21 protein-coding genes are annotated in these 25262 nt (G+C 70.4%); 11 read left to right on the top strand and 10 right to left on the bottom strand.

Features of this window, described 5'->3' with window-relative positions:
- Positions 1–37: 37 nt before the first annotated feature.
- Complete coding sequence (locus tag FV242_RS03700) at positions 38–1174, bottom strand: helix-turn-helix transcriptional regulator (RefSeq protein ID WP_246692002.1); 1137 nt, start codon at positions 1172–1174, stop codon at positions 38–40.
- 686 nt (positions 1175–1860) lie between these two features.
- Between FV242_RS03700 and FV242_RS03695 the strand changes: the two genes are divergently transcribed.
- Genes FV242_RS03695 through FV242_RS03675 form a run of 5 tightly spaced genes read left to right on the top strand, consistent with a single transcriptional unit; the run spans position 1861 to position 7646 of the window.
- Positions 1861–2901 carry a polysaccharide biosynthesis/export family protein gene (locus FV242_RS03695; protein WP_246692003.1) on the top strand — a complete coding sequence of 347 codons (1041 nt, stop codon included), beginning with the start codon at positions 1861–1863 and terminating at the stop codon, positions 2899–2901.
- A complete protein-coding gene (locus FV242_RS03690) occupies positions 2898–4472 on the top strand; it encodes a Wzz/FepE/Etk N-terminal domain-containing protein (RefSeq protein ID WP_246692587.1) in 1575 nt (524 codons plus the stop codon). Before FV242_RS03695 ends, FV242_RS03690 begins: the two co-directional genes overlap by 4 nt.
- Positions 4469–5107, top strand: coding sequence for a CpsD/CapB family tyrosine-protein kinase (locus FV242_RS03685; protein WP_147906227.1), 639 nt, complete (start codon positions 4469–4471; stop codon positions 5105–5107). The genes FV242_RS03690 and FV242_RS03685 overlap by 4 nt, the downstream gene beginning before the upstream one ends.
- Positions 5104–6717, top strand: a complete 1614-nt coding sequence (locus tag FV242_RS03680; RefSeq protein WP_246692005.1) for an O-antigen ligase — start codon at positions 5104–5106, stop codon at positions 6715–6717. The genes FV242_RS03685 and FV242_RS03680 overlap by 4 nt, the downstream gene beginning before the upstream one ends.
- On the top strand, positions 6714–7646 hold the full coding sequence (locus FV242_RS03675; protein ID WP_147906228.1) for a glycosyltransferase family 2 protein: 933 nt from the start codon (positions 6714–6716) through the stop codon (positions 7644–7646). Before FV242_RS03680 ends, FV242_RS03675 begins: the two co-directional genes overlap by 4 nt.
- Before the next feature lie 13 nt (positions 7647–7659).
- On the opposite strand, the gene FV242_RS03670 is transcribed toward FV242_RS03675, so the two are convergent.
- Positions 7660–8397, bottom strand: coding sequence for a bifunctional 2-polyprenyl-6-hydroxyphenol methylase/3-demethylubiquinol 3-O-methyltransferase UbiG (locus tag FV242_RS03670; protein WP_147937973.1), 738 nt, complete (start codon positions 8395–8397; stop codon positions 7660–7662).
- Between the two features lie 36 nt (positions 8398–8433).
- On the opposite strand from FV242_RS03670, the gene FV242_RS03665 reads away from it, so the two are divergent.
- Positions 8434–9615 carry a DUF1972 domain-containing protein gene (locus tag FV242_RS03665; protein WP_246692586.1) on the top strand — a complete coding sequence of 394 codons (1182 nt, stop codon included), beginning with the start codon at positions 8434–8436 and terminating at the stop codon, positions 9613–9615.
- Between the two features lie 28 nt (positions 9616–9643).
- Here FV242_RS03665 and FV242_RS03660 read toward each other — a convergent pair whose 3' ends face one another.
- On the bottom strand, positions 9644–10261 hold the full coding sequence (locus FV242_RS03660) for a serine O-acetyltransferase (protein WP_147937972.1): 618 nt from the start codon (positions 10259–10261) through the stop codon (positions 9644–9646).
- Positions 10258–10779 carry a serine acetyltransferase gene (locus tag FV242_RS03655; protein ID WP_246692007.1) on the bottom strand — a complete coding sequence of 174 codons (522 nt, stop codon included), beginning with the start codon at positions 10777–10779 and terminating at the stop codon, positions 10258–10260. The genes FV242_RS03660 and FV242_RS03655 overlap by 4 nt, the downstream gene beginning before the upstream one ends.
- Positions 10780–11099: 320 nt before the next feature.
- Between FV242_RS03655 and FV242_RS03650 the strand changes: the two genes are divergently transcribed.
- From FV242_RS03650 to FV242_RS03635, 4 genes are read left to right on the top strand one after another with little or no spacing between them, the layout of a single operon-like run.
- On the top strand, positions 11100–12482 hold the full coding sequence (locus tag FV242_RS03650; protein WP_246692585.1) for a lipopolysaccharide biosynthesis protein: 1383 nt from the start codon (positions 11100–11102) through the stop codon (positions 12480–12482).
- Positions 12479–13420, top strand: coding sequence for a glycosyltransferase family 2 protein (locus FV242_RS03645; protein ID WP_147906233.1), 942 nt, complete (start codon positions 12479–12481; stop codon positions 13418–13420). Before FV242_RS03650 ends, FV242_RS03645 begins: the two co-directional genes overlap by 4 nt.
- 11 nt (positions 13421–13431) lie before the next feature.
- Positions 13432–14799, top strand: coding sequence for a right-handed parallel beta-helix repeat-containing protein (locus FV242_RS03640; protein WP_147937970.1), 1368 nt, complete (start codon positions 13432–13434; stop codon positions 14797–14799).
- Position 14800: 1 nt separating this feature from the next.
- Positions 14801–15928 carry a glycosyltransferase family 1 protein gene (locus FV242_RS03635; RefSeq protein WP_147937969.1) on the top strand — a complete coding sequence of 376 codons (1128 nt, stop codon included), beginning with the start codon at positions 14801–14803 and terminating at the stop codon, positions 15926–15928.
- A gap of 7 nt (positions 15929–15935) precedes the next feature.
- On the opposite strand, the gene FV242_RS03630 is transcribed toward FV242_RS03635, so the two are convergent.
- A complete protein-coding gene (locus tag FV242_RS03630) occupies positions 15936–17225 on the bottom strand; it encodes an MFS transporter (RefSeq protein WP_246692584.1) in 1290 nt (429 codons plus the stop codon).
- Between the two features lie 221 nt (positions 17226–17446).
- Here FV242_RS03630 and FV242_RS03625 point away from each other — a divergent pair, with 221 nt between their 5' ends.
- Entirely contained in the window at positions 17447–18598 is a 1152-nt protein-coding gene (locus tag FV242_RS03625; protein WP_147937967.1) for a dimethylmenaquinone methyltransferase, read from the top strand.
- Between the two features lie 65 nt (positions 18599–18663).
- Here FV242_RS03625 and lptB read toward each other — a convergent pair whose 3' ends face one another.
- From lptB to FV242_RS03600, 5 genes are all read right to left on the bottom strand, one after another.
- On the bottom strand, positions 18664–19524 hold the full coding sequence (lptB, locus tag FV242_RS03620; RefSeq protein WP_147937966.1) for an LPS export ABC transporter ATP-binding protein: 861 nt from the start codon (positions 19522–19524) through the stop codon (positions 18664–18666).
- Positions 19521–20198, bottom strand: a complete 678-nt coding sequence (locus FV242_RS03615) for an LptA/OstA family protein (RefSeq protein WP_147906239.1) — start codon at positions 20196–20198, stop codon at positions 19521–19523. The genes lptB and FV242_RS03615 overlap by 4 nt, the downstream gene beginning before the upstream one ends.
- On the bottom strand, positions 20195–20914 hold the full coding sequence (gene lptC / locus FV242_RS03610; RefSeq protein ID WP_147906240.1) for an LPS export ABC transporter periplasmic protein LptC: 720 nt from the start codon (positions 20912–20914) through the stop codon (positions 20195–20197). The genes FV242_RS03615 and lptC overlap by 4 nt, the downstream gene beginning before the upstream one ends.
- A gap of 260 nt (positions 20915–21174) precedes the next feature.
- Entirely contained in the window at positions 21175–23013 is a 1839-nt protein-coding gene (gene htpG / locus FV242_RS03605) for a molecular chaperone HtpG (protein WP_147937965.1), read from the bottom strand.
- 99 nt (positions 23014–23112) lie between these two features.
- On the bottom strand, positions 23113–24993 hold the full coding sequence (locus FV242_RS03600; protein WP_246692583.1) for a potassium transporter Kup: 1881 nt from the start codon (positions 24991–24993) through the stop codon (positions 23113–23115).
- Between the last annotated feature and the right edge of the window lie 269 nt (positions 24994–25262).

Here is a 25262-nt window from a genome sequence, read left to right as displayed (position 1 = left end):
GCGAGGCGACCCGTTCCGCAACCCGTCAGACGGCGAACTACCGCGCCAAGCCCATCACGAGCCGGAGCAGATCCGATTGCCGGGTCACGCCGGTCTTGGCGAAGATCGCCTTCAGCTGCGAGCGCGCGGTGGCGGCGGTGATCGCGAAGCGGCTCGCCGCCTCCGCCAGGGGAATCCCATCGGACAAGGCTTGAGCGAGGCGCGCCTCCGCGGGGGTCAACCGGTAGGCGGATTGAAGAACGAAGGCGGCGGGCGCCGTCATGGTCCCGGGAATGCTGGCCATCAGCAGCGTGCTCCCGCCCGCGAACAGGCCGCGGCTCGGACCGACCAGCGGGACCACGTGGAGCACGATCGGCGAAGCGTCCCGGCGGGACACCACGATCGCGGAGATCGGCGCCCGCCCGGACGGCCGCGACAGCGCCTCCAACTGGCGTGCCGCCTCACCTTCCTCGACGGCCAGGCGCCCACCTGCGAGCCTCAGGTCGCGGCCGAGGAGTGCCCCGAACGCCGTGTTCCAGTGCACGGCCCGCCCCTCGGAATCGAGGATCATGGCCGCTCGCTCGATGATGTCGAAGGCCTGCGTCAGGCCGGCCAAACGCGCCTTCTCGACCATCGCGGTGAGGAGGCCCGCGCGCCGGAGCAGCGGCGACAGGGTAGCCAGGCGCGCCTGCTCGTGCGGCTCGTACAGGCCCTGCGCCACCGTCCGCTGCAGGGCCAAACACCAGAGCCGGCCCTTCACCTCGAAGCCGATCCCGGCGAACCAGCGCAGCCCGCTGGAGGCCAGCAGATCCTGATAGAACGGCAGCCGCTGGATCTCTTCGGGGGTGGTGAAGTCCTGATCGACCGCGATGCCGCGGGCGCGGATCATCGGCATGCCGCGGAAGCGGTGATCCTCCCGATGCCAGCCCTCCTCGAAGTAGCGCTTCGAGGATTCGGCGAGCGAGGCCGTGGTGAGCGCATCCAGGGCCGTCCGGTCGGTGCGCAGGAGCAGCGCGCCCTCGCTCCCGGACGCCAGCGACACGCGCTCGATCAGATCGGGCCAGCGCGCCGGATCGACCACCGCCTCCTCCAGGTCCTCCTGAAAGGACGCCTCGAGGTCGTCGCTGAGGCGTGCGAACAGCGCGGGGTTCAGGCCGGGCATGGCGCTCGACTCCGGGCCGGTGAATGCCGGCATTCAGGACCGCGCCGCCCCAGCCTCGTCTTAATATCCAAGGCGATTCGATCAAGTTATTGTTAACCGATCGCTCAAGCTTGGGCAAGAGACTTAGGAGATACACTTTTCGATCGAACCTTTAGATCGATCGACAGTCATCGCGCCGACTGCGTTCGGATCGGACACCGCATCTGATTGGATCCGGCTCAGCGCGCCGTCACCGCATGCCTAAGACGGACCGTTGCACGATCCCGGGCGGCAAGGATCCTGAAATCCGAGCGTGACCGTTCCTTAAGATCCATCTGCAAGCAGGGTCGTTCCGTTGGCCGGCACCGCCACCACGCAAGCGCCGCCTACGACGAGCCGATGCGTCCGGCGCGCAGCTCTCGCGGCCTGTCCTCCTGCGCGGGCTCCGCAGTTTGCCACAGGCCGGCTTTCACAACTTCTGATAGAGTTGAGCGGGGCGAGCTTCAAGCCTCGTTAACCAAACCCGTCGATTGTATCGCTCTGCGCGGTTCGATCACGAGTTGTCATCGGACGGGCGCAGTCGAGCATGGTGCGGCTGAAGGTCGATGGCGTTTTCCCTGTCTGCGTTCCTCGGCGCGACGACCCGGCGCGCCCCCCGGGCATCCCGCGTCGCGGATCATCCGCGATGCCGCGCCGCCGCGCTGGCGGTGCTCGCTTGCGCACCGCTGTTGAGCGGTTGCATGTCCTCCGGCAAACCCCGCTCGGCTGGGCGGTCCGGCCCGGACGTGACCCAGACCGGCTCGATCGCCGATGCCGTGCCGCCCTCTGTCGTCGCCGCCGCCGAGGAGGAGGTCGGGCGCACCATGCGCCTGGGTCTCGCCAATTACCGGTTGAACGTCGGCGACAACCTCGAAGTCTCGTTCCTGATCGACTCCAGCGTAGTCCAGCCGACCTACCGGCTCAACCCGAGCGACGAGTTCGACGTCGATTTCCGTACCCACCCGGAATACAACCGTACGGTGATCGTCCGACCGGATGGCCGGATCTCGTTGCCGGGCAAGAACGGCATCAAGGTCGCCGGTCTGTCGCCCGAGTCCGCCGCCACGCTGATCAAGAGCACCTACGACGACGTACTGATCGACCCGGTCGTCACGATCATGCTGCGCAAATTCAGAACCGTGACCGATGATTTCCGCGATCTCACCCAGCGGGCCGATATGGGCCGCGTGAAGGTCCTGGCGATCGAGCCCGACGGCAAGATCAACCTGCCGATGGTCCCGCCGGTCCAGGCCGCCGGCCGGACCGTGGCCGAGGTCGCCAGCAACCTCACCGCCGCCTATCACCGCCAGCTCGCCACGGTGAGCACGAGCGTGCGGCTGGCGAGCCTGGTGCCGGCCAACACGATGGTGTTCGGCGAGGTCCGGGCCCCCGGGCCGGTCACCCTGCAGGGTGCCCGCACGCTGGCGCAGGTGCTCGGCTCGGCCGGCGGCATCCTGCCGACCGCCGCGGGCGATGCCGTCCGCATCATCCGGTTCGATGGCGGGGCCGCGGGCAGCGTCCGCATCGTCGACATCGGCGAGCCTGGGCTGGCCGACTCGATCATCGTGCCCCCGAACGCCACGGTCTACGTGCCGCCCTCGCTGCTGGCGAAGACCGCCCGCGCCGTCGACCTCGTGGTCCGCCAGATCCTGCTCTTCAACGGCACCGGCTTCGGCGTGAACTACATCACCGGCCCGTCCGCCAACACCTCCACCAGCGCCACCGTGAGGTCCGGGACGTGACGAAGTCCGACATGTCCCGGCCCGACCGGGCCGCCCCCGAGGACGTCGACGGCCCCGCCTTCGATCTCCGCGACGCCCTGGCGGCCCTGTTCCGGCACATCCGGCCGGCCCTGCTGATCCTGGCCGCCGCGATCCTGGGCGCCGGCATCTACCTGCTGCTGACGCCCGCCGAGTACACCGCCGACGCCAAGCTGATCATCCGCCTCGGCCGCGAGAAGGCGGCGGCCCCGGTCCAGGGCGGCGCCAACCAGAACTACATGTTCTCCGAGCGTGCGCAGAACGTGAACAACGAGGTCGAGATCCTGCGGGACCCGAGCATCGTGCGCGACGAGTTCGCGGCGCTGAAGGCGATCACCCCGACGGGCGACCTCGGCCCGCCCCCCGCGGACTGGATGGATTGGCTGGTCTACCAGGGTCGGGTCGCCATGCGCGGCGCCAAGGCGGTCAAGACCTGGGTCGTGGACACGGCCCGCGTCCCGTTCGAGGCGCTGGGCCTGCTGCGCCACCTCAGTCCCGACGAGAAACTCTACGAGGCCTATCTCGCCTCCTTCAAGGTCGTGTTCGTCAAGGAAACGGACGTGATCCTGACCGGCTTCACCTGGACGGACCCGAACTTCGCCGCCCAGGCGCTGAACCGGCTGCTCGATGCCTATAAGCGGCGCCACGTCGAGGTCTACGCCGACGAGACGCCGGCCACGTTCTACCAGGGCAAACTGGAGCGGGCGCGCGCCGACCTCGCCGCCATCGACGCGCAGCTGGCGACCTCCCTGAAGGGCAACAACACCGCCAGCTTCGAGATCGAGCAGCAGAACGACCTCGGCACGCTCTCCGACCTCGCCAGGCAGAAGTCGGCCGCCCAGATCGAGCGCGAAGGCGTCGAGTCCCGGCTCAAGCGCACCCGCGAGACCGGCCCCGACCGCTGGCAGCCGACGCCGCCCGACGCCGACCCGACGGTGGCGGCCTTCGACACGCGCTGGGCCGATCTCAGGACCAAGCGGGCGGAGATCGCCGTCCGGTTCAGGCCGACCGCACCCGAATTCATCAGCCTCGACCGGGACCTCATTGCCCTGACGCGGCAGAAGTACCAGGCGCTGATCGCCGCCGACACGGCGCGGCTCGCGGTGCTCGCGGAGAAGATCCAGACCATCACGGGGATCGAAGCGAGCCGCCGCAAAGCCGCCATCGGCCAGAGCGACGCGGCTCTGGCCTACGGCCGGCTCGCGCAGCAGAAGTCCCTGCTCAGCGACGAGATCACCGACACCCAGAAGCGGATCGACGCGCTGCGCACGGGCACCGGGCTCGACGCGCAATCCGTGACCTCCTCCGCGTTGGTGGCGCGTGCCGTGCCGCCGCGGCTGCCCTCCGGCCCGAACCGGCCGCTGATCCTCGGCCTCGCGGCCGGGCTCGGGCTGCTCGCCGCCCTGGCCTACGTCGCGCTGGCGGAGATCCTCGCCCAGACCTACCGCAGCGCCGCCGAGGTCGCCCGCTCCCTGCGCGTGCCTGTCCTTGCCGCCGTCCCGCTGCGCTCCGGCGCCGAGCGGCGGCCGCGCTTCGGTGGAGCCGCCGCATGATCGCCGCCTACGCCCCGATGATCGACCCCGCCGTGCTCGAGCCGGCCCTGGTCCAGCTCAGCCGTTACGAGACCCGGCTGCGACGGGTCGGGATCACCGCGGTCCAACCCGGCGAGGGGGTGAGCACGCTCGCGCGCGAACTCGCCGGCGCCTATGCCCGCCGCGGCCGCACCGCCGCATTGATCGAGACCAACTGGTCCCGGCCGTCCCTGGCCGCGGCTTACGGGCTCGAGGGCCGGCCAGGCTTCGCCGATATCGTCGCCGGGGACGTGGCGCCGAGCCTCGGGGTCCACCCGGTCGCCGACGGCCTGAGCGTCGTGCCGGCCGGCAGCGCCGGGGCGATCCGGAAGGCGACCCTTGACGACGGCCGCGTCGAGGACTTCCTGGCACTGGTCGACGACCGCTTCGACCTCGCCATCCTGGATTGCGAACCGATCACCGAGATCGGCGACGCGGCGGCGCTCTCGCCCTTCGTGGATGGGTTCGTCGTGGTGATCGGCGCCGAGCGGACGCGCCGGGCCGTGGCCCAGCGGGCGCTTGCCGACCTCAAGGCCGCGGGCGGCGCACCGCTCGGCATCGTCCTCAACGGGACCCGGCGGCCGATCCCGAAATGGCTGTACCGGTGGCTCGGATGAGCGGCGCCCCGGTTCGCGCACTCCGCGCACTGCCGGTGGCCGGCCTCGGCCTCGCGGCGGCGGCCGGTGCCGTGGCGCTGAGCGCTGCACCGCTGAAGTTCGCCGTGGTCGGGTTGGCCGCGGCCTTCGGCGGGGTCGGCGCCCTGATCGCCGGGCAGCGCTACCGCCTGACGCCCCTGCTGCTGGTCGCCCTCGCGGTCGGGCTGACCGTGAAGCTGGATGTCAGCTTCTTCCAGCATTTCGAAGCCGTCGGCCAATACCTGCCGAGCATCGGCGGCGGTGCCGGACTGACCGTGAGCGTGGCGCTCCTGGTGGCGCTGACGCTGATCCTCTCGAAGGTCACAGGCATCGGGGAGCGGGTCTCGGGGCTGCGCCTCGACCGGCCGCTCGTGCTCACGCAGCTCGCCTTCCTGACCGCCGGCCTGCTCTCGCTGGCCAACGCCACCGACACCGCCTACCTGTGGTTCGATGCGTGGCGGTTCCTCGGACTGCTCCTCGTCTCGGTGGCCGTCTCGAACCTGTCCGGCGCCGATATCCGCACCCTCGCGCTGGCGATCTGCGCGTTGTGCCTGGTGCAGACTGCGGTGGCGGGGCTACAATACGTCTCCGGGTCCGAACTCGGCCTTTCCGTGCTCGGCGAGGAGCAGATCGTCGAGGAGAACATCAACTTCTCCGCGCAGCGCCGCGCCGGCGGTCTGAAGGTCCACCCGAATATTCTTGGGTACTATTACGAGTTCGTTTGGCCGCTGGCACTGGCGCTAGCCCTCTCTCGTGGCCCGAAACTCCTGCGCCTCGTCGGCGCCGCCGGGGCCGGTTCGGCCGTCGTCGGCGTGGTGCTGACCCTGTCGCGCGCCTCCTGGCTGACCTATCCGCTCTCGGCGACCCTGGTGATCCTGCTGGTCTACCGGGACCGGCTGTTCACCCGGGCGAGCCTGATCGTGTTCGCCCTTCTGGTCGTCGCGGCCGGGATCGGGGCGATCTATGCCGGGCCGCTGGTCTGGGAACGCCTGACCGCGGATGACGGCGGCTCCGCGGCGCAACGTGGACCGCTCAACGCGGCCGCCCTGGCGCTGTTCGCGCAATTCCCGATCTTCGGCGTCGGGCTGAACAATTTCGGCAACCAGTTCGCGGTGCTCGATCAGACCGGCCTGTCCCGCCTCGCCGGCCTGTTCGACCGCTCGAACCACGTCGTGCACAACCTGCACATCCTGATCCTCACCGAGGTCGGGATCGTCGGCTACACCGCCTTCGCGCTGGTCTTTTCGGTCGGGATTTTCCGCGGGTTCCGGGCGGCGTGGCGCGCACCGGTGGGCGATCCGCTGGCGGCCATCGCGGCCGCCTGCGCGGTCGGCCTCATCGCCCACCTGCTGCACGGGCTCGTCGACCCGGGCTTCCGCCTGAACCTCGGCATCGCCGAACTGCTCTACACCGGCCTCGGGCTGATCGCGGGCGTGCGGGCGGCGCAGCGCCGTGCCGCTGCGGAGATCGGCAGCGCGACGCGCTCCCTCTCGGCGCAGGAGCAAGGAGCCGCGACCGCGTTGGGTATCCGTCCGAGACCGTCCGCTGCCCATAACCGCCCAGCCGTCAGAGCGCGGAGAGATCGACAATGAGCGGCATCGGCCTCAGCGTCCTGATCGTCACCTACAACACTGGCGCCGACATCGAGACCTGCCTGCGCCTGCTGGCGGCCAGCCGGATCGACCGATCCTACGAGGTGATCGTCGTCGACAACGCCTCGTCGGACGGGACGCCGGAGCGGATCGCCGGTACCTTCCCGTGGGTACGGCTCATCGCAGAGCGGACCAATCACGGCTTCGCTGGGGGAAATGCCGTCGCGCTGGCTGCGGCGCGGGGCGACACGATCCTGCTTCTGAACCCCGACGCGTTCCTGCGCGACCCGGAGGCGCTGGCCGGAACGCTTACCCATCTCGACGCGCACCCCGATGTCGGCGCAGTCGGTCCGCGCCTGATCTTCCCGGACGGCCGCCATCAGGTCGGCGATGCCGGCTACGAGCCGCGCCCGCTCTCGACCCTGGTCCATGCCGCCGGTCTGTCCGGGCGCTTCGGCCTGCGCGGCCTCTACCTCGCGAGCCGGCAGGCCCGGGGGCGCGAGGCCCTGGACGTGGACTGGGTCTGCGGCGCGTTCATCCTGATGCGTCGGAAGGCGATCGAGGCGATCGGTGGCCTGGAAAGCGCGCTGTTCCTCTACGGCGAGGACGTCGATTGGGGCTGCCGCCTGCGCGATGCCGGCTGGCGGGTCGCCTACCTGCCGGGGATCGCGGTCGTCCACCTCCAAGGCGGCTCGGCCGGCACGCGCTCGGCCCGCTGGCTCGACGGTCTGGCGGGGATCTACCGCCTGCGCAACGCCGGCCGGCTCCTGTCCTCTCCGGCCTTCTTCGTAGCCCCGCTGCGCCTCGGCTTCACGCTGCGGGCGCTGGCCTACGGCCTCGCCGGCCGCCTGAAACGGCAGCCGGAACTCGCCCGCAAAGCCGAGGACATGCGCAGGTTTTCCAACCACCTGCGCAGTCTTCGAATTTGATCCCGTCAAATGCTCACGGCTTCTTGCGGATGAAAACCATGTGGTAGCCTTTCAACGGACCCGGCGTGAGCCGGAACAGCAGCTCCCAGAACTTGCCCAGGACGATGTTCTCGCCATGATAGAACGGCTGCCCGTCAAAACTGTAGGTGAAGTGCTCGAACCGATCAGTTGGGAAAAGCCGCTTCCGCGCCGCCTCCGTGTTCATCGTGTAGAGCGGCACGAACGAGTCGATCTCGACCCGCCGCGGCTCGACCCAGCGCAGGACCTGTGCGTGCAGGCGCTTCGGGATGAGCCGCGCGCCGACCCCGACATAGCCCCAGCGGTTGGGAGTCCAGGCGCAGAGCCAGCCCCCCGGAGCGAGGACCCGGCCGAGCTCGGCCGCGGTGACATCGGCATGCTCGATATGTTCGAGGACCGAGAACGCCGAGATCAGGTCGAAGCTCCCATCCGGGAATGGAAGGATCCCGTCGTGGCCGATCAGACGGACCTCGTCGGCCGACTTGTTCTCGAGGACCGCCTCGTCCACGTCGCAGGCCATGACGTGGGCGCAGCGCCCGCGGAAGTCGCCGAGGTGCCGGCGCAGTGGAACCGGGTCATCGGTCCACTTGCCGCGCCCGGCCCCGAACTCCATCACCCGCATATCCGGCCGGAGCAGCGCGTTGACGCGCACGATGTACTCCATCCGGTGGTCCTGCCGGGAGTAACCCCCGGCCCCCATCTCCCGGAACAGGCGCTGTTCGACGGTGACCATACTTCAGGCTCCTCTGAGGACGCGACGCGCGCCGGAGTGGTGAATTGGGATGGGCCGGACGGGCGCCCGGCGGTGGCGATCCTCGGCACCCGCGGGGTGCCGGCCGCGCATGGAGGCTTCGAGACTCTGGCCGAGCGTCTGGCGCTGGATCTCGTCGAGCGGGGCTGGCGGGTCGAGGTCTATTGCCAGGTGAGCACGCCGACCCTGCCGAGCGTCTGGCGCGGCGTTGCGCTGATCCCGGTCGCGGTGCGGGGCGACGGCGCCTTCGCCACGATCGTGTTTGACCTCAAATGCACCCTGCGGGCGGCGTTCCGGCCGGCCCTGCCGCTGGTGCTCGGCTACAACACGGCCCTGTTCTCGATCCTGTACCGCCTCACGGGCAAGCGCAGCGTGATGAACATGGACGGGATCGAGTGGAAGCGCGACCGCTGGTCGAAGCCCGCAAAGGCGTGGTTCTGGCTGAACGAGCGCCTCGGCAGCCTGTTCTCCACGCATCTGGTCGCGGACCATCCGGAGATCGCGAAGCACCTCGCCCGCAACACCGCGGCGAAGCGGATCACCACGATCGCGTACGGCGCCGACCCGGTGCTGGAGGCGCCGACGACGCCGCTGTCCGCGTTCGGCGTACGCCCCCGCGACTACGGGCTGCTGATCGCCCGGGTCGTGCCCGAAAACCTGGTGCTCCAGATCGTCCGCGCCTGGAGCGAGATCCGCCCCGGCCTGCCCCTCGTCGTACTCGGCAAGCTGATGGACTCGGATTCCTACCACCGTGCCGTGAAGGCCGCGGGCGGGCCGGACGTGATCTTCGCGGGCGCGATCTACGAGGCCGACCGGGTGTCCGCCCTCCGTTTCCACGCCCGCTTCCACATCCACGGCCACACGGTTGGCGGCACCAACCCGTCCCTGGTCGAGGCCCTCGGCGCCGGCTCGCCGATCCTGGCCCACGACAATCCGTTCAACCGTTGGGTGGCGGGCGACGGCGCCGTGTTCTTCGGCGACGAGACCGAGTTGCGCCGGGGCATCCTGAACCTTGTGCGCGCTGCGCCGAGCCGGCTCGACGCGATGTCGGCGGCCTCTCGCGACCGGCACGCGGACGCGTTCGGCTGGCGCGGCATCGTCGATGCCTACGAGGGTGTGCTCCGCCGTCAGCTCCCGTCCCGGCGCGCCGCCCGGGGAGGCCGGGAAGCCATCCGCCGACACGAGCACGGGCCGGCCTGACCGGCGGGCCGACGTTGGAGGGTGGGCGCTAAACTGCATCGCCGCCCTCCGGAACATCGGAGCGGCTGCGGATCTGCCGCTGCGCCACCATCGTGACGGTGCCGGCGGGGACGTCCCGCAGGCTGCACACGCCGATCCCGATCGTGGCTCCGGCCCCGACCGTGACGGCACCCTGGACGGCCGCGTGGGCCCCGACCACGGCATTGTCCCCGAGGCGCGGCGCGTCCGCGGGGAATGGCGCGCCGGGGAAAACCCAATCCCGCGGCCCTACGAGCGTCCCGGGAAGCAGCACCAGGTCGATCCCCGCGCTGCCGCAGAAAACGATGCGGGCCGGGTGGGGCACGAACAGGCCCGGCCCGATCGGCGATCCGGGATGCAGGCTCGCGCCGGTCAACCGCAGCGACAGGTTCGAGACGGCGGCTGCGCATCGCCGCCAGCCGTGTCCGTGCAGCAGATGCGCCACGCGGTGGAAGATCGCGACCTGCATGGCGGGGAGCGTCAGGTGCATCAGGCGTCGCAGCCGGGAGGTCGGCTTGCCGCCCGTGGTCTGGCGCAGGACGCGGGCGAAGTCGGCCGAGAGCAGCCGGCGCACCTCCGCGTAGCCGGTCGGACCGTGCGGATCGGTGTTCACGACGGCGCCGGTCATGCCGCGGCTCCCCGGCCCGGGAGGGCACGCCAGGGCTGGGGCATCACCGTCTCGCCGGGCTCGACGTCCTTGAGGATGGTGGTGCGGGGGCCGAGCCGGGCCCGATCGCCGATCCGCACCGCACCGAGCACGATCGCGCCGGCCTCCAGCACCACGCCGTCGCCCAGCAGCGGCAGGCCGGGGCCCCCGCCGATATCCTGATCGGGCTCCTTCAACAGGCCGCCGATCGAGGCCTGCACGCCGAAGGCCGCGTCACGCCCGACGGCGCCCGCGATGACCGCGCCGAACGGATACGGGAGGAACAATCCCCCGGCGATCCGGCTCGAGGGGGGGATATCGGAGCCGGTCCACCAGCCGTTGAACAGCCACAGCAGCCAGGCCGCCATGCGCCAGCCGCGCTCGTGGCTGTAGCGCGAGAGCCGATAGAGCCAGACCGCGTGATAGCCTCGGTACAGTCGCGCCGAACCGTGGCCCCGGCGATGCCAGTGGGCACGGTCGGCCGCGAGCGCAATGCGCATCTGTGCCCAGCATTGTCGCCGCCCGTCTGCGAATTTCGATGCGCCCGCGAGGGGGATCCCTCGGGCGGCGTCAGTCTCTGCGCGCTCGGACATACGCAGTCCTCCGGTTTCCTCAGACGCTTTATCTCTGCAACCATAAATTGAAGATACGGTTGCAAGCCATACGCACCCTGCCACGATGCAATCGTAGGTCGCGGTTTTCAGTAAGGCTCCACCGAGAGATGGTCCGCTTGGTAAATCGATTGCGCGGACGTGGCCGCCCGGGCGGCATGCGGTACGGCGCCAATCTGCTTGGACAGGCCGCGGGCCGCGGGGTTTACTTGGCCGCCGGCTTCGCCGCCTTCGTGATGGTCGGGCACGGCGTCGGCCCGGCGGCGCTCGGCCGCTACGGCCTGGCCCTCGCGGTGCTGGCGGTGGCGCTCATCGCGGCCGATTTTGGTACCACGCTGACCTTCGGGTCACGCCTCGGCGCCGGCGCGCCGGAGATGCGGGCGGCGGAATTCGGCCGCATGATATCGGCCCGGCTGCTCCTCGGCGGCGGCACCGGATTGCTGCTGCTCGGCGCCCTGCCGCTGCTGCCCGGGGAGATCCGGCCGGCGCTGGCCCTCGCCGCCGTGCTGATGCCGCTCGCGGCCGCGCGCTTCCAGGATTCCCTGTTCCAGGTCTGCGGGAGGCCGGGCTGGTCGGTCTGGCCGTCCCTGGCCAACGCCGTGGTCCTGGTCGGCGGCACGGCACTCGCGCTCTGGTTGCAGCTCCCCGAGGCGGCCCTGAGCATCGTCGCGGTGGCCTCGGGCATCGTCTACGGCGTGGTCGGGCTGATCCTGGCCGCCAAGCTTCTGCCTCTGCGTCCCGCTTCCCTGTCGCAGGGCTGGGCGACGATCCGGGCCGCGGCCGGCGTCGGGATCTCGAACGCCCTCGGCTCACTCAACGGCCGCATCAGCTTGATCATGCTGGCGGCGCTGGCGGGTGCGGCGGAGCTCGGCCAGTTCACCGCGGGCTTCCGGTTCTTCGAGCTCGGCGCCGCGGTGGCGATCACCCTGTGCGCGCCGCTCGTGCCCGTGTTCGGCCGGGCAGTCGGCGCCATCGATGCCGGCCCGACACGTTCCGGCACCGATCGGCTGCGCGCCAGCGTGCGCCCCGCACTGATCGTGATCCTGGCGGCCGCGGTGGCCGGAACCGTGGCGGCCTGCGCGGTCGCCGATCCTCTGGTGCGTGTGATCTTCGGGCCGGATTTCGCTGCGGCCGCGCCGGTCCTGCGCATCGCAGCCGCGATGAGCGCCCTGCTGATCACCGCCACGGTGCTGTTCGCCGGTCTGGTTCCCCTCGGTCGGACCGGCTTCGCGGTGCGCGGCAGTGCGGCCGCCTGCGCCACGAATCTGGCCGCTTGCGCGGTGCTGATCCCCCTGGATCCGCTGCTCGGCGCGGCCTGGGCCGCCCTCCTGGCCGAGGTCGCGATGCTGGCGGTGGTCGCCCACGCCTTCTGGCGCGAAGCCGGCGCACCACTGGCGCCCGGCGATGCCCCGACTGTGCTGGGCCCCGGCCTCGTCACCGCCCTCGCCTGGGCCGCCGGCCCGGCGACGCTCGCGCCGATCACGGTGCCTTTCGCCGCCGTCCTCTCCGCTGCGGTGGCGGCTTGGCTGTGCCTGCGCGGCCGCTCCACCGCCGCTCCCCTCCCCCTCTCGATCCCGGAAGCTTCGTCATGAGCGACGTCCCCGTGCTCTCGGTCATCATCCCGACCTACAACCGCGCCGACACGCTGCGCCTGTGCCTGCGGGCCTTCGACCGACAGACGACCGACCGGCCGTTCGAGATCGTCGTCTGCGACGACGGCTCCGCCGACGCCACCGGCACGGTGATCAGCCACGCGGTCGCCACCGGCCGCATACCGGTCGTGCACCTGCGCCAGGAGAATGCCGGCGCCAACGCGGCCAGGAACCGGGCGATCGCGTCGGCCCGGGGCGCGCGGCTCCTGATCGTCAACGACGACACGATCCCGGCCCCCAGCCTCGTCGATGCGCATCTCGCCGCCCATGCCAGGCGGGGCGGACGCGAGACCGCGATCCTCGGGCGCATGACCATCGACCCGGCTCTGCCGTTCTCGCCGTTCTCCGCCCTGCACCACGACGCGTCGTACGACGCGCTCGCGGGCCGGGTGGAAGTGGGCTGGGACGCCTTCCTGACCTGCAACGTCAGCGTCGATCGCCGCCTGCTCGAAGAGGCGGGCGGCTTCGATCCGCGCCTGACCTGGCATGAGGACATCGAACTCGGCGAGCGGCTGGCCCGGCGCGGCATGCACCTGTTCTATGAGCCGGAGGCGCTGGCCTATCACCACCACCTCCTGGACGAGACGGCCTACCTGCGCATCGCCGAGCGCGAGGGGGCGGCGCTGGTGCTGTGGTACCGGAAGCGCCCGGACCTCGCGCCCGATCTCACCCGGCTCGGCCTCGTCGGCCCGCCGCCGCTGGCCGCCGCCCCGCGCCACCGCGTCGCCGACCTGGCGATGCCCACGGCGCTGCTGCCCGGCTGGCAGATGGCGGCACGTGTCCTCACTCGGATCAGTCCCGAGGCCGGCCGCACGGTCTGGCGCCGCCTGTTCCAGCGCCAGAAGCGCCTCGCCATCGCCCGGGCGCTGGCGGCGTGAGCGGCTCCCGGATGCACGCTCAGAACCTTTTCGCCGCCCTGCTGCTACCGGCGCTTGCCGCCTGCGGCGCGGCCGATGCGCAATCACAGCAGCGCATCCTGGTCGATCCCGCAGGCGGCGCGATGGAAAACTACCGCACGGTGGCCCGGCTCGCAGACGTCCCGTTCGCGAGCCTCGGGCCCGGATCGAGCGTGCTGATCCGCGGCGGCAGCTACGGCGACGTGGCGGTGATCGGCGCCCGCGGCAGCGCCGAGGCACCGGTCACCGTGGCGGCCGTCGCCGGGACCAGGCCGGTCCTGTCGAACTCGGTGGTGTTCGAGAACGCCGCCTACGTCACGGTGACCGGCCTGACCGTGCAGGGCGCGGTCAATTCCGGCTTCATCATCCGCCGCGGCTCGCACCACGTGACGGTGGCGGACTCCACGGTTTCGAGATCCGGTCTCGGCATCTGGATCGGCGACGGCGCCGGGGCCGGCCACCGCATCACCGGCAACACGCTCTCCGACAACAAGACCCATGGCGTCGCCATCGACGTGATCAACGTGCCGCCGGAGGATCCGAGCTACATCCTGGCCAACACGGTGACCGGCAACGGCATCCACGGGATGGAGATCAACGGCTCCGGCTACGTGGTCGAGGGCAACCGGGTCTCGGGCAACGGCGTCGGCATGTCGGGCACCTCCGGCATCCACGTCTACGCCAAGGATGCAGCCCAGGACGCGGGCGACCGCAATACCATCCGGTACAACATCGTCACCGGCCAGAAGGAAACCACCGGCCAGGACGGCAACGGCATCCAGATCGACCAATGGTGCGACGGCAATACCGTCGCGTTCAACGTCGCGACCGACAACGACGGTGCCGGCATCAACCTGTTCGACGCCGGCTCGAACACGGTGGTGAACAACACCGTCACCGGCAACATGCGCGATTCCGGCGGCAAGCACGTCTACCGCGGCGAGATCGTGCTGGCCTCGGACTACACCAAGTCGGTCGACCGCACCGCGGGCAACCGGGTGCTGAACAACATCGCCTTCGCCACCCGGCCCGGCATCGCAGCCATCGCGGTCGAGGCGACCACCGCCGACAACGGGAACGCCATCGGGCCGAACTTCATCGGCAGCCGCGTCGGCGCGCCGCTCTATCGCTGGGCCGCCACGACCACCAGCGACGGGGCGAGCCTGCCGCTGCACGGCCAAGGCCCCGACCTGACCGGCACCCCCGCCTTCCGCGACCCGGCCGCCCCACTCTCGGGCGGCCTCGCGCTGACCAAGCCCCCCGCCCGCGCCGGCATCCCGCTCGGCGCAACCCGCGACCTCGCCGGTCAAGCCTACGTGGCCGGCGAAGCCCCGACCTTCGGCGCCTACAGGAGCCCGTAACATGCTACGCATCGGTATCGACGCGCACGTGCTCACCGGCAAGCCCCAGGGCAGCCGCACCTGGCTCGTGAACATCATCGGGCGCGCCGCCGCCCGCCATCCGGACGCGACCTACGTGGTCTATTCCGGAGACCCGGAGGCCTGCGCCCGCCTCGTTTCGGGCGCCAATATCGAGCACCAGAAGCTGCCGCGGGTGCCGGCGAGCCTGCGCCTGCTCGCGATCTGGCCGTGGCTGGTCTTCCGCGACCGCCTCGATACCCTGCTGACCACCTACATCGCCCCGCCGCTGGTGCCGGGCGACCGCCAGGTGGTGGTGGTCCACGACATCCTGTTCGAGACCCATCCCGAGTTCTTCACGTGGCGTATGCGCTGGCGGAACCGCATCCTCACGCGGCTCTCGGCCCGGCGCGCCAAGCTGGTCCTGACCATCTCCGATTACAGCCGCGATTCCATCGCGAAGGTCTACGGCATCGACCGCAGCCGGATCGCCGAGGTGCGCTGCGGGTCGACCCCGCCACGGGCTTCGGCCGAGCGGCATCCGCTCGCGGACGGACGCCCGTACCTGCTGATGGTCGGCCGCCTGGAGCCACGCAAGAATCTCGGCCTGGTGCTCGATGCGTTCGCCCGCCTGCCCGAGGGCGCGGCCCGGCTGATCGTGGTCGGCAAGGGCGACGGTGAGCGGCCCGAGACCCTCGACCGGCTGACCCGGACCCCGGACGCGGTGCACATCGCCGGGATCGATGATAACGGCCTGTCCGACCTCTACGGCCGGGCCGCCGCGCTGGTCTTCCCGAGCCGCGGCGAAGGCTGGGGAATCCCGGTGCTCGACAGCCTCGCCCGGGGCACGCCGGTGATCGCCTCGAGCCTCACCGCGATCCCGGAGGCGGGGGGCAGCGCGGCGAGCTACTTCGATCCGGACGCCCCGGACCGGGTCGAGCGGCTGGCCGAGCTGATGGGCGCCGCGATCGACGGGCGGCTGCCGTTCGATGCGGGCGCCGCCCGGGCGCATGCCGCCCGGCACGACTGGGACGGGCCCGCCGCGACCTTCGTCGACCTGATGCGCCGGAATTTCCCGGCCCGGACGCCGGCGCGCGATCTCCACGCACCGGTGCCGCACCTGCGCGGCTGACCGCCGCCTAAGCGGCCGGCTTGAGCCCGGCGACGAAGGTCTCCGCGGGCGCCTCCGCGGCGATCGGGTCCTGGATCAGCGTCCAGTATCCGAGCGCCGCCACGACGGCGATCACCGCGCCGGTGATGAAGGCCATGGAGAAATGACCGGTCCCGCCAACGATGAAGCCGGTGATCATCGGGGCCAGGGCGCCGCCGATGTAGCCGCCGAAATTCTGCATGGCGCCGAGCGAAGCGGTGGCGTTGGCCGGCGCCGCCACGGAGGCCATCGCCCAGGCGGCCGACGAACTCACGTAGACCAGGAACAGTGACGCCGAGATGCACGCGATGGCGAGCGTGTCGCTTGGCGTCAGTGCCGCCACCACGGTGCAGGCCGCGGTCGCCAGAAGGCCCACCACCATCGGGATCTTGCGGCTCCGGATCGGATCGACCCCGCGCCGGATCAGGATGTCGACGATCCGGCCGCCGAGGATGCCGCCCAGCACCCCGAAGGCGAACGGGATCGCCCCGACGATTCCGGTCTTCTGCAGGGTGAAGTGGCGCTCGATCTCGAGGTAGCTCGGCAGCCAGGCCGTGTAGAGCCAGGTCATGTAGATGCAGCCGAAGTAGCCCATGATCATGCCCCAGCTGGTGCGGTAGCGGAACAGCCGCTTCCACGCGTTCCAGGTGACGCGGCGGTCGGTGTTGGGCGCATCGCCCTCCTCCAGGAAGGCGCGCTCGGCCGGGGTCAGGTCTATTTCCGGCGGGTTGCGGAACACCAGGTAGACGATCCCGGCGAGCGCCAGCCCGGCCACACCCATGATGATGAACATGGCCCGCCAGCCGAAGGCGACCATCAGGAAGGTAAGCAGCGGCAGGGCCAGGAAGGTGCCGAGGGAGGATGCGCAGTTCCAGATCCCCGTGGCGGTGCCGCGCTGGCGGATGTTGAACCAGTCCCGCGAGACCCGGGCGCAGGTCGGGAAATGCGGCGCCTCGCCGAGGCCGAGCACGATACGCGCGCCTACGAACTGCCAGAACGAGGTCACGGCTCCACCGAGCATCTGGCCGAGCGACCAGCAGCTCAGCCCGATGGTCAGCGTCAGCCGCGGACCCAGCCGGTCGGCCAGGGCGCCGGCCGGGAGCTGCGCGAAGGCATAGGCCCACAGGAATGCCGAGAGCAGCAATCCCATGTCGGGGATCGACAGGCCGAGATCCTGCCGGATCAGCGGGTTGGCCACCGCCAGCGTGGCGCGGTCGACGTAATTGACCACTCCGGCCGTCACCAGAAGGGCGAGCGAGATCGTCTGGATGCGCTTCACGCGCGGCGTTGCGACTGGAGCCACTGCTTCCCCCCCTTGGCTGACGCGCACTCTTCAGGGTGCTTCGGGACCGATCGCGCGTCCGCGACTCACGGCGTCCGAGCGATATTCTGCACCGAATGCCGGCGAGGGGAAGGTGCCGGCTGACAGTCGGGGGCCTCGCGTCGCAGCGCCGGGCGTCGTAGACCGCTCGCACCCGTCACCGACCGAGACCGTCCCGCGTGCGCCTGATCCAGATCACCCACCACGACCTCGACGGCTACGGCGCCGCCACGGTCGCCGCAGCCTGCACGGCGGTCGAGCGCGTCGTCCACGTACCCCGCTACAGCGATGTCGGCCCCGTCTTCGAGGACGAGACCAAACGCCTGGCCCGGGCGGGCGAGGGCGAGATCCTGCTCATGACCGACCTCGGCCTGGAGGAGCAGACCATCGCGGGCCTGAAGAAGTTCGCGGCCATGAACCGCCGCCGCGAGGACGGAAGGAAGCATAAGCTCGTGGTCCTCGACCACCACGCCTCCTCGCTGGACCAGTTGCGCCGCCAGGGACTGGAGCCCGTGGCCGATCCCGAACGTCCGGGCTTGAGCCGGATCGATCTCGGCGATCCGGATTGCGTCGTGCTGATCGACGAAAACGTCTGCGCCACCCGGATGACCTTCGATCACCGGGCCCTGTTCGCCACCCACGAGCCCGAGACCGACCTCTCCGCCCTGGTGGCGGCGATCGATGCGGTGGACCTCTGGCGCAAGGACAGCCCAGCCTTCCCGGGGGGCCTGGCACTGGACGAGCTGTTCTGGGAGAGCGTGTCGAGCTTCGTGCCCGTCGGCCATCCCTGGCATGAGGCCTTCATGTCCGGGCTGCTGCGTGCGGCCGCCGTTTCCCTGCGCGAGGGCGCCACCCCGGCCGACCTGGAGCGGCGTGCCCTGGCGATCCGCTCCGAGGTGGTCGGGACCCTCCTGCGCGACGCGCCGGACGACGACCGGGCGCTCACAACGCGCATGCGTCTCGCCCGGGCGCTCGCCCGCTCGGACGCGCTGTTCCGCCCGCTCAAGGACGGCACGCTCCTGTCCTTCGCCCTCGATTCGGGCACGTTCCAGCGGGTCTCGGACCTGATCATGGATGCCGGCCGGGCCAAGCGCGTCGTCAACGTACAGCGGATGGGCACCATGTCGTTCCGCTCGAACGACGGCACGGCCCTTGACGGCGCCCGCCTGTTCCGCGGCGGCGGCCATCGCGACGCCGCCGGCGGCCGGCTCCAGAGCGGATCCGTCTTCTCGATGGCGGACGCCATCGCGCAGGTCGAGCCGGTGCTGAACCCGGACAAGCCCCCGGAGGCCGATAGCCCGTTCGCGGCGCTGAAGAACTGGAAGGGGTGATTGGCTTCGGAGCGGAGCAGGACCGTCGCGGATCTGCTCCGCGTCCGAGCATCAGGTCCAGGCTGTCAGAGCCTGAAATCCTCGCCGAGATACAGCCGCCGGGCGTCGGGGTTCGCCACGATCTCCTCCGGGGTCCCCTCAGTGAGGATGCGGCCGGAATGGGCGATGTAGGCGCGGTCGATCAGGCCCAGGGTCTCGCGGACGTTGTGGTCGGTGATCAGCACGCCGATACCGCGCTGCTTGAGGTGCTTCACCAGATCCTGGATGTCGCCCACCGCGATCGGGTCGATGCCGGCGAAGGGCTCATCGAGCAGCATGAAGGTCGGCGACGAGGCCAGCGCCCGGGCGATCTCGCAGCGCCGCCGCTCACCGCCCGACAGGGCGATCGAGGGCGACTTGCGCAGCCGCGCGATGTCGAACTCCTCGAGCAGGGAATCGAGCTTGCGGGCCCGCACCTTGCGGTCGGGCTCGGCCACTTCGAGCACCGCGCGGATGTTGTCCTCGACGGTCAGCCCGCGGAAGATCGAGGCTTCCTGCGGCAGGTAGCCGATGCCGAGGCGCGCCCGCTGATACATCGGTAGATGGGTGATCGGCAGGCCATCCAGGGTGATGTGGCCGCGATCGGCCACCACCAGACCGGTGATCATGTAGAAGATCGTGGTCTTGCCGGCGCCGTTGGGCCCGAGCAGCCCGACCGCCTCGCCGGTGCGGACCGTGAGCCCGGCCTCGTGCACGACGGTGCGGGCGCCGTAGCTCTTGCGCAGGCCGCGCACGCTGAGGATCCCGGGTCCGCCCTCTTCCGCGGCGGCGACTTCGTCGGCATCCGCGACAGGCGGGCTCGCGCGACGGCCGAACAGGCGACCGAGCAGTGTCGGGCGGCCCGCCGCGTCCTGCGGCTCCGCCCGGAACGCAACCGCGCCGCTCAATTGACCTGCGCCCGCGGCTTGACCGGCGGCTGAGCGCAGCCCTTCCCCTTGCCATCCTTGGCGTCGGCCTTCTCGCCGGGCACGAACAGCGCCGAGACGCGGCCGCCAGCCACCGGATCCATGTTCGCGCGCCCGGTGCCCATGTCGTAGACCAGCCGCTGGCCGCGGGTGACGTTCTGGCATTGGCTCAGCACGACGTTGCCGGTGAGCACGATGCGCTTGGCGTCCTGATCGAACACCGCGTGATCGCCGGTGGCGACCTGGTCCTTCTGGACCACCGTGACCGGACCGGCGCAATCGACCTTCTGAATGCCGTTCTCGGCCGGATTCTTCGGCGCCGGCGCCTCGTCGGCGGTGTCCGCAGCCTTGCCGTCCGCATCCTTGCTCGCGGAGGCCTTGCCGGCGCCGTCCTTGCCGCGCTTGTAGTAGACCGTCATGGTCGAGCAGCGGATCGTGCTCTCCCCCTGCACGGCCACGACGTTGCCGACGAACACCGCCCGGTTCTCCCGGTCGAACACGTCGAGGCGGTCGGCGTCGATCTTGATCGGATCCTTGCCGCCGCCGCCGATATTGCCGAAGGGCGAGTCCTTCTTGGCCGGCTTCTCGGCCAGCGCGGGGCCGGCGAGTGCCAGGCAACCGGCCAGGGCCACGCAGAGGGTTGCGCGCGCGCTCATCGGCCGGTTTCCGCGGGCTCGGCGTTCGAGGTCAGGATGCGCGGGGGCGCCTTGTCGGCCGGGTCGTCGTTCGCGATCACGACATGCACGTTCCCGACGAAGGAGATCCGCTTGCCGTTCTCGACCACGTCGAGGGCGTTGGCGTTCACGGTGGCGCGCGGGGTCGAGACGGTGACCGGCTCCTGGGAGCTCACCGAGCCGGTCTTGAACACCACGGCGGCCGAGCGCAGGCGCGCTTCCTCGCCCTTGTCGGTCCAAATGCGGATGTCGTCTTTGAGGTCGAGCGCCTCGCGGGCGGTGTCGAACAGACCAGAGGCCGCCGAGAGTCGGGCGACGCCACCCTGATCGTCGGTGGCGAGGTGGCCGCGCATCCGCTCCAGCTCGATCAGGCTCGGCTTGCGCACATCCTGCAGGGCAGCATCGGCCGTCACCTCGTACCCGCGGTTGCCCTGGCGGAAGCCCGCGAGCCGGGGGTTCTCCATGCGGACCTTGGAGCCGGCCACCGTCACGGGGCCGACCGAGACTCCCGGCAGGCTCGTCCCGAACGGATTGAACAGGTACGCGAGCAGCAGCGCCACCGCGCCGCCCGCAGCGACCGGGATGAGTCGGCGCATCGTGCGCACGCGGCCGCTGTGGCGGTACGCCCGGGCGTGAGCCCGCGTGCGTGCCGCCAAGACCGCCTGTCCGTTGCCGGCTTGAGCCTCGACCGGGTTCATGCAGCGTCCGTGAGGCGCGCAGGCCGCGCGCGAGTGAGGAATCGGCTCAGACGCCTGCGGCCCCCACCGCGCCCGCGCCTCCGGTCGGGAAATGGTCCCGACCAGTGGCGAAGTTATGGCTCGCCCGTTTCGGAATGATCAACCGAACTTAGAAACTTTCGACGCCGATGTGCGTGAGCACACACGCACATCGTGAAGCATCGTGGGCGCGAAGAGCCCGGCGCCGCGGCTCGGGCGGATGCCGGGCCGCGACCGGACCGTCAGCGCGAAGTGCTTCGGGCTGCGGCCAGCGCCGCCGCGATGGTCCGGGCGAAGGCCGCCGGATCGCGGGGGCTGTCGCCGTCCTGGATCCGGGCGAGATCAAGCAGCGTGCCCGCTTCCTGGGGGATCTCCGATTCGGCAGAGGCCGCAAGCGCCCGGATCAACGGATGACGCGGGTTGATCTCCAGCACCGGCTGCCCGGCACCGCCGCGGCCGGCCCGGCGCATCAGCCGCTGCATCTGCAGGTCGGGTCCAGCAGTACCGGCCGAGAGCACCACGGCCGAGTCCACCAGCCGGTCGGTGGTGCGCACGTCCGAGACCTCACCGGCCAGCGCCACCTTCACAGCCGCCACGAAGGCGTCGATGCCTTCCGGCGCCTCCGGCTGCTCACCCTCAGGTGCGAATTTCGACAGGTCGAGGCCGCCCTTGGTGATCGACTTGAGCGGCTTCTCCTCGAAGTTGCCGAGCTGGTCGGGCCAGAAGGCATCGACGTGGTCGGAGAGCAGCAGCACCTCCAGGCCCCGGGCCCTGAAGCCTTCGAGCTGCGGCGACGATTTCAGCGCCTCGGCATCGTCGGCCACGAGGTAGTAGATCGCCTCCTGGCCGTCCTTCATGCGGGCCACGTAGTCCGGCAGGGAGGTCCAGCCGTCCTCGGCCGAGGAGCGGAAGCGCAGAAGGGGCGCGATCTCGCCGCGGCGCTCGAAATCCTCGTAGATGCCCTCCTTGAGCACCGCGCCGAAATTCTCCCAGAAGTTCTGGTAGCTCTCGGCATCCTTGGCGCGGGTGGTCAGCTCGGACACGACGCGGCCCGTGACGGCGCGTCGGATCCGGGCGAGCGCCGGCGTCGATTGCAGCATCTCACGGGAGACGTTGAGCGGCAGGTCCTCGGTGTCGACGACGCCCTGGACGAAGCGCAGCCACGGCGGCAGCAACTCGGCCTCGTCGGTGATGAACATCCGGCGGACGTGGAGGCGGACCTTGCTCTGCCGGTCGTTCTCCAGCGCCTGGAACGGCTTAGCGCCGGGCACGAACAACAGCGCAGAGAATTCCAGCTGGCCCTCGGCGCGCCAGTGCAGGGTCGCCCACGGCTTGTCGAAGTTCATCCCGAGGGCGTGGTAGAACGCCTCGTACTGTTCCTCGGTCACCTCGGATTTCGGCTTGCGCCAGAGCGCGGTGCCCTGGTTGGCCGATTCGTCCTTGCCATCCCGCGCAATGGCGATCGGCACGGTGATGAAGTCGGCCCATTTCCGCACGAGGTGATCGAGGCGGTAGGGTTCGAGGTACTCGTCGGCGTCCGCCTTGAGGTGCAGTACGATGTCGGTGCCGGGCTCAGGCCGGGTCGCGGGCTCCAGGGTGTAGCTGCCCTGGCCCTCGGACGCCCAGGTCCAGGCCTCGTCGCTGCCGGCCCGGCGCGACGTGACCGTGACCCGGTCGGCGACCATGAAGGCCGAGTAGAAGCCGACGCCGAACTGGCCGATCAGGCTCGGACGATCCTCGGCCTTGGCCGCATCCAGCGTCTGCGAGAAGGCCCGCGTCCCGGAGCGGGCGATGGTGCCGAGGTTGGACGCCAGATCCTCCTTGGTCATGCCGATGCCGGCATCCGAGACGGTCAGGGTGCGCGCCTCCTTGTCGGGCACGATCCGGACCTTGGCGTCCGGCGGCAGGGCGCTCACCGCCGAGGTCAGCGCCTCGAACCGGCGCCGGTCCATGGCGTCGGCGGCGTTGGCGACGAGTTCGCGCAGGAAGATCTCGCGGTCGGAATAGAGCGCGTGCACGACGAGGTCGAGGAGTCGACCCACCTCCGCCCCGAATTCGTGCCGCTCAATCGTCTCGCTCACGGGCAATGCCTCCGCGTAGGGGAAAATGCGGTGGCGATATGCCCGCCCGGCCGGCCGTTTTCAATGAGGCGGCGACGGGTTCGGCGGGACGCGCGCGGCTCAGATCTCGATTTCTGTTCCCACTTCCACGATCTGCCGGGTCGGCAGGCAGAAATGGGCGCCGGTGCGCTCGGCGTTGCGCTTCAGGAAGGCGAACAGCCCCTGGCGCCACAGCGCCATGCCGGGCTTGGCCGACGGGATGACCACCTCGTGGCCGACGAAGAAGGTCAGGTCCTCCAGGTATTCCGGCGGGAGCAGGCCGCTCCTCACGGCGCATTGCAGGCCTTCGGGGATCGAGGCGGTCTGCATGAAGCCGTAGCGCAACACGACGCGCTCCATCCCGGGGGTGTATTGCGAGATCGCCTTACGGATGCCTTGCGCGACCAGGGTCACCTGTGCCCGCTGCTCGGCGGGGATCATCGGCGCCTCCTCGTAGATCACGGTGATCAGCAGGATGCGCTCGTGCAGGCATCGGCTGCGTTCGACCAGCCGGCCCAGGGCCATGGGGATGCCCTCGGTGGCTGCGGTGAGGAAGGCCGCGGTTCCCGGCAGCGTGACCGGAGGGTGCGACGCGAGGCGGGCCAAGAACGTCGCCTCAGGCTGGCGCATGGTCTCGCGCACCGCCTCGAGAACGTGGTTGCCCTTCATCCAGGTCAGCATCAGGAACGCGACCGCCGCGGCCAGTACCAGGGGAAACCAGCCACCCTCGAACAGCTTCACGCTGTTGGCCGCGAAGAACAGGGCGTCGATGGCCAGGAAGAAGCCGTTGACCGCCACGACCAGGATCGGGTTGTAACCCCAACGCAGGGCGATCAGGGCGGCCAGCAGGGTGGTGATGCCCATCAGCGCCGAGACCGCGATGCCGTAGGCGCCGGCCAGCGCATCGGAGGAGCCGAACACCACCACGGCCGTGAGGGTGCCGATGGCGAGCAGCCAGTTCACCGCCGGCACGTAGATCTGGCCGCGCTCGTCCTGATCGGTGTGGACCACCCGCATCATCGGCATGAAGCCGAGCTGGATCGATTGCTGGGTCAGCGAGTAGACGCCCGAGATCACCGCCTGCGAGGCGATGACGGTGGCCATCGTGGCCAGCGCCACCAGCGGGTAATGCGCCCAGTCGGGGGCCAGCAGGTAGAACGGGTTCTCGATCGCGCCCGGGTCGGCGAGCAGCAGGGCGCCCTGCCCGCAATAGTGGATCAGCAGGGCCGGCAGCACCAGGCCGAACCAGGCCGCGCGAATCGCCGGGGCGCCGAAATGGCCGAGATCGGCGTACATCGCCTCGCCGCCGGTAACCGCCAGGAAGGCCGCGCCCAGCATCATGAAACTCACGTGCCAGCCGGCATGGGCCAGGAAGTCCACGGCCCGCCACGGATTGACCGCCCCCAGGATCTCCGGCGCCCGCAGGATGCTAGGGATCGCCAGCAGGACCAGCACCGTGAACCAGACGAGCATCACCGGACCGAACACCCGGCCGATCGCCGCCACGCCCTTGTGCTGCACGGCGAACAGCGCGACCAGGATCACCAAGGTGATCGGCACCACGAACGGTGTCAGCACCGGCGCATCGATCTTCAGCCCCTCGATCGCCGAGAGCACCGAGATCGCCGGGGTGATCGCGCCGTCGCCGTAGAGCAAAGCCGCGCCGACGAGGCCGACCACCAGGAGCACGGCCTTCCACGTGCCGGGCTGCGCCTGCCGGGCGCCCAGCAGCGCCAGCATGGCGACGATGCCGCCCTCGCCCCGGTTGTCCGCGCGCAGGATCAGCACCGCGTATTTCAGCGACACGATGAGGATCAGCGACCACAGGATCAGCGACACGGCCCCGAGCGCCGCAGCCGGCACCGCGGCGCCTCCGGCGGTGGCCGCCTTCACGGCCTCCTTGAAGGCGTAGAGCGGGCTGGTGCCGATATCCCCGTAGACGACGCCGAGCGCCCCTATCATCAGCGCGGGCCCGGGCCCGTGCCGAACGGCGCCCGGCTTTCGCGCCACCGGCGCAGCAGGCAGAACGACCGCAGGACCAGCCGCGGGACTGAAGACTTGGCGCACGGGCGTATCCAGTCGAGGGCGGCACTGACGTGCGCGACCTTAGCAAGCCGGATGCGGTGCGAAAGACTTGATCCGTCGCCGCCACCAACACGGTGAAGACTTGTCACCCAAACGTGATGACGGCCGCATGAAGCGCGCGGCCCCCTCCCCCGCACATCGGGAGA

This window comes from Methylobacterium sp. WL64 (assembly GCF_008039945.1).
Lineage (GTDB): Bacteria > Pseudomonadota > Alphaproteobacteria > Rhizobiales > Beijerinckiaceae > Methylobacterium.
The sequence above is the reverse complement of the archived record's forward strand: the minus strand, read 5'-3'. Positions and strand labels throughout refer to the sequence as shown.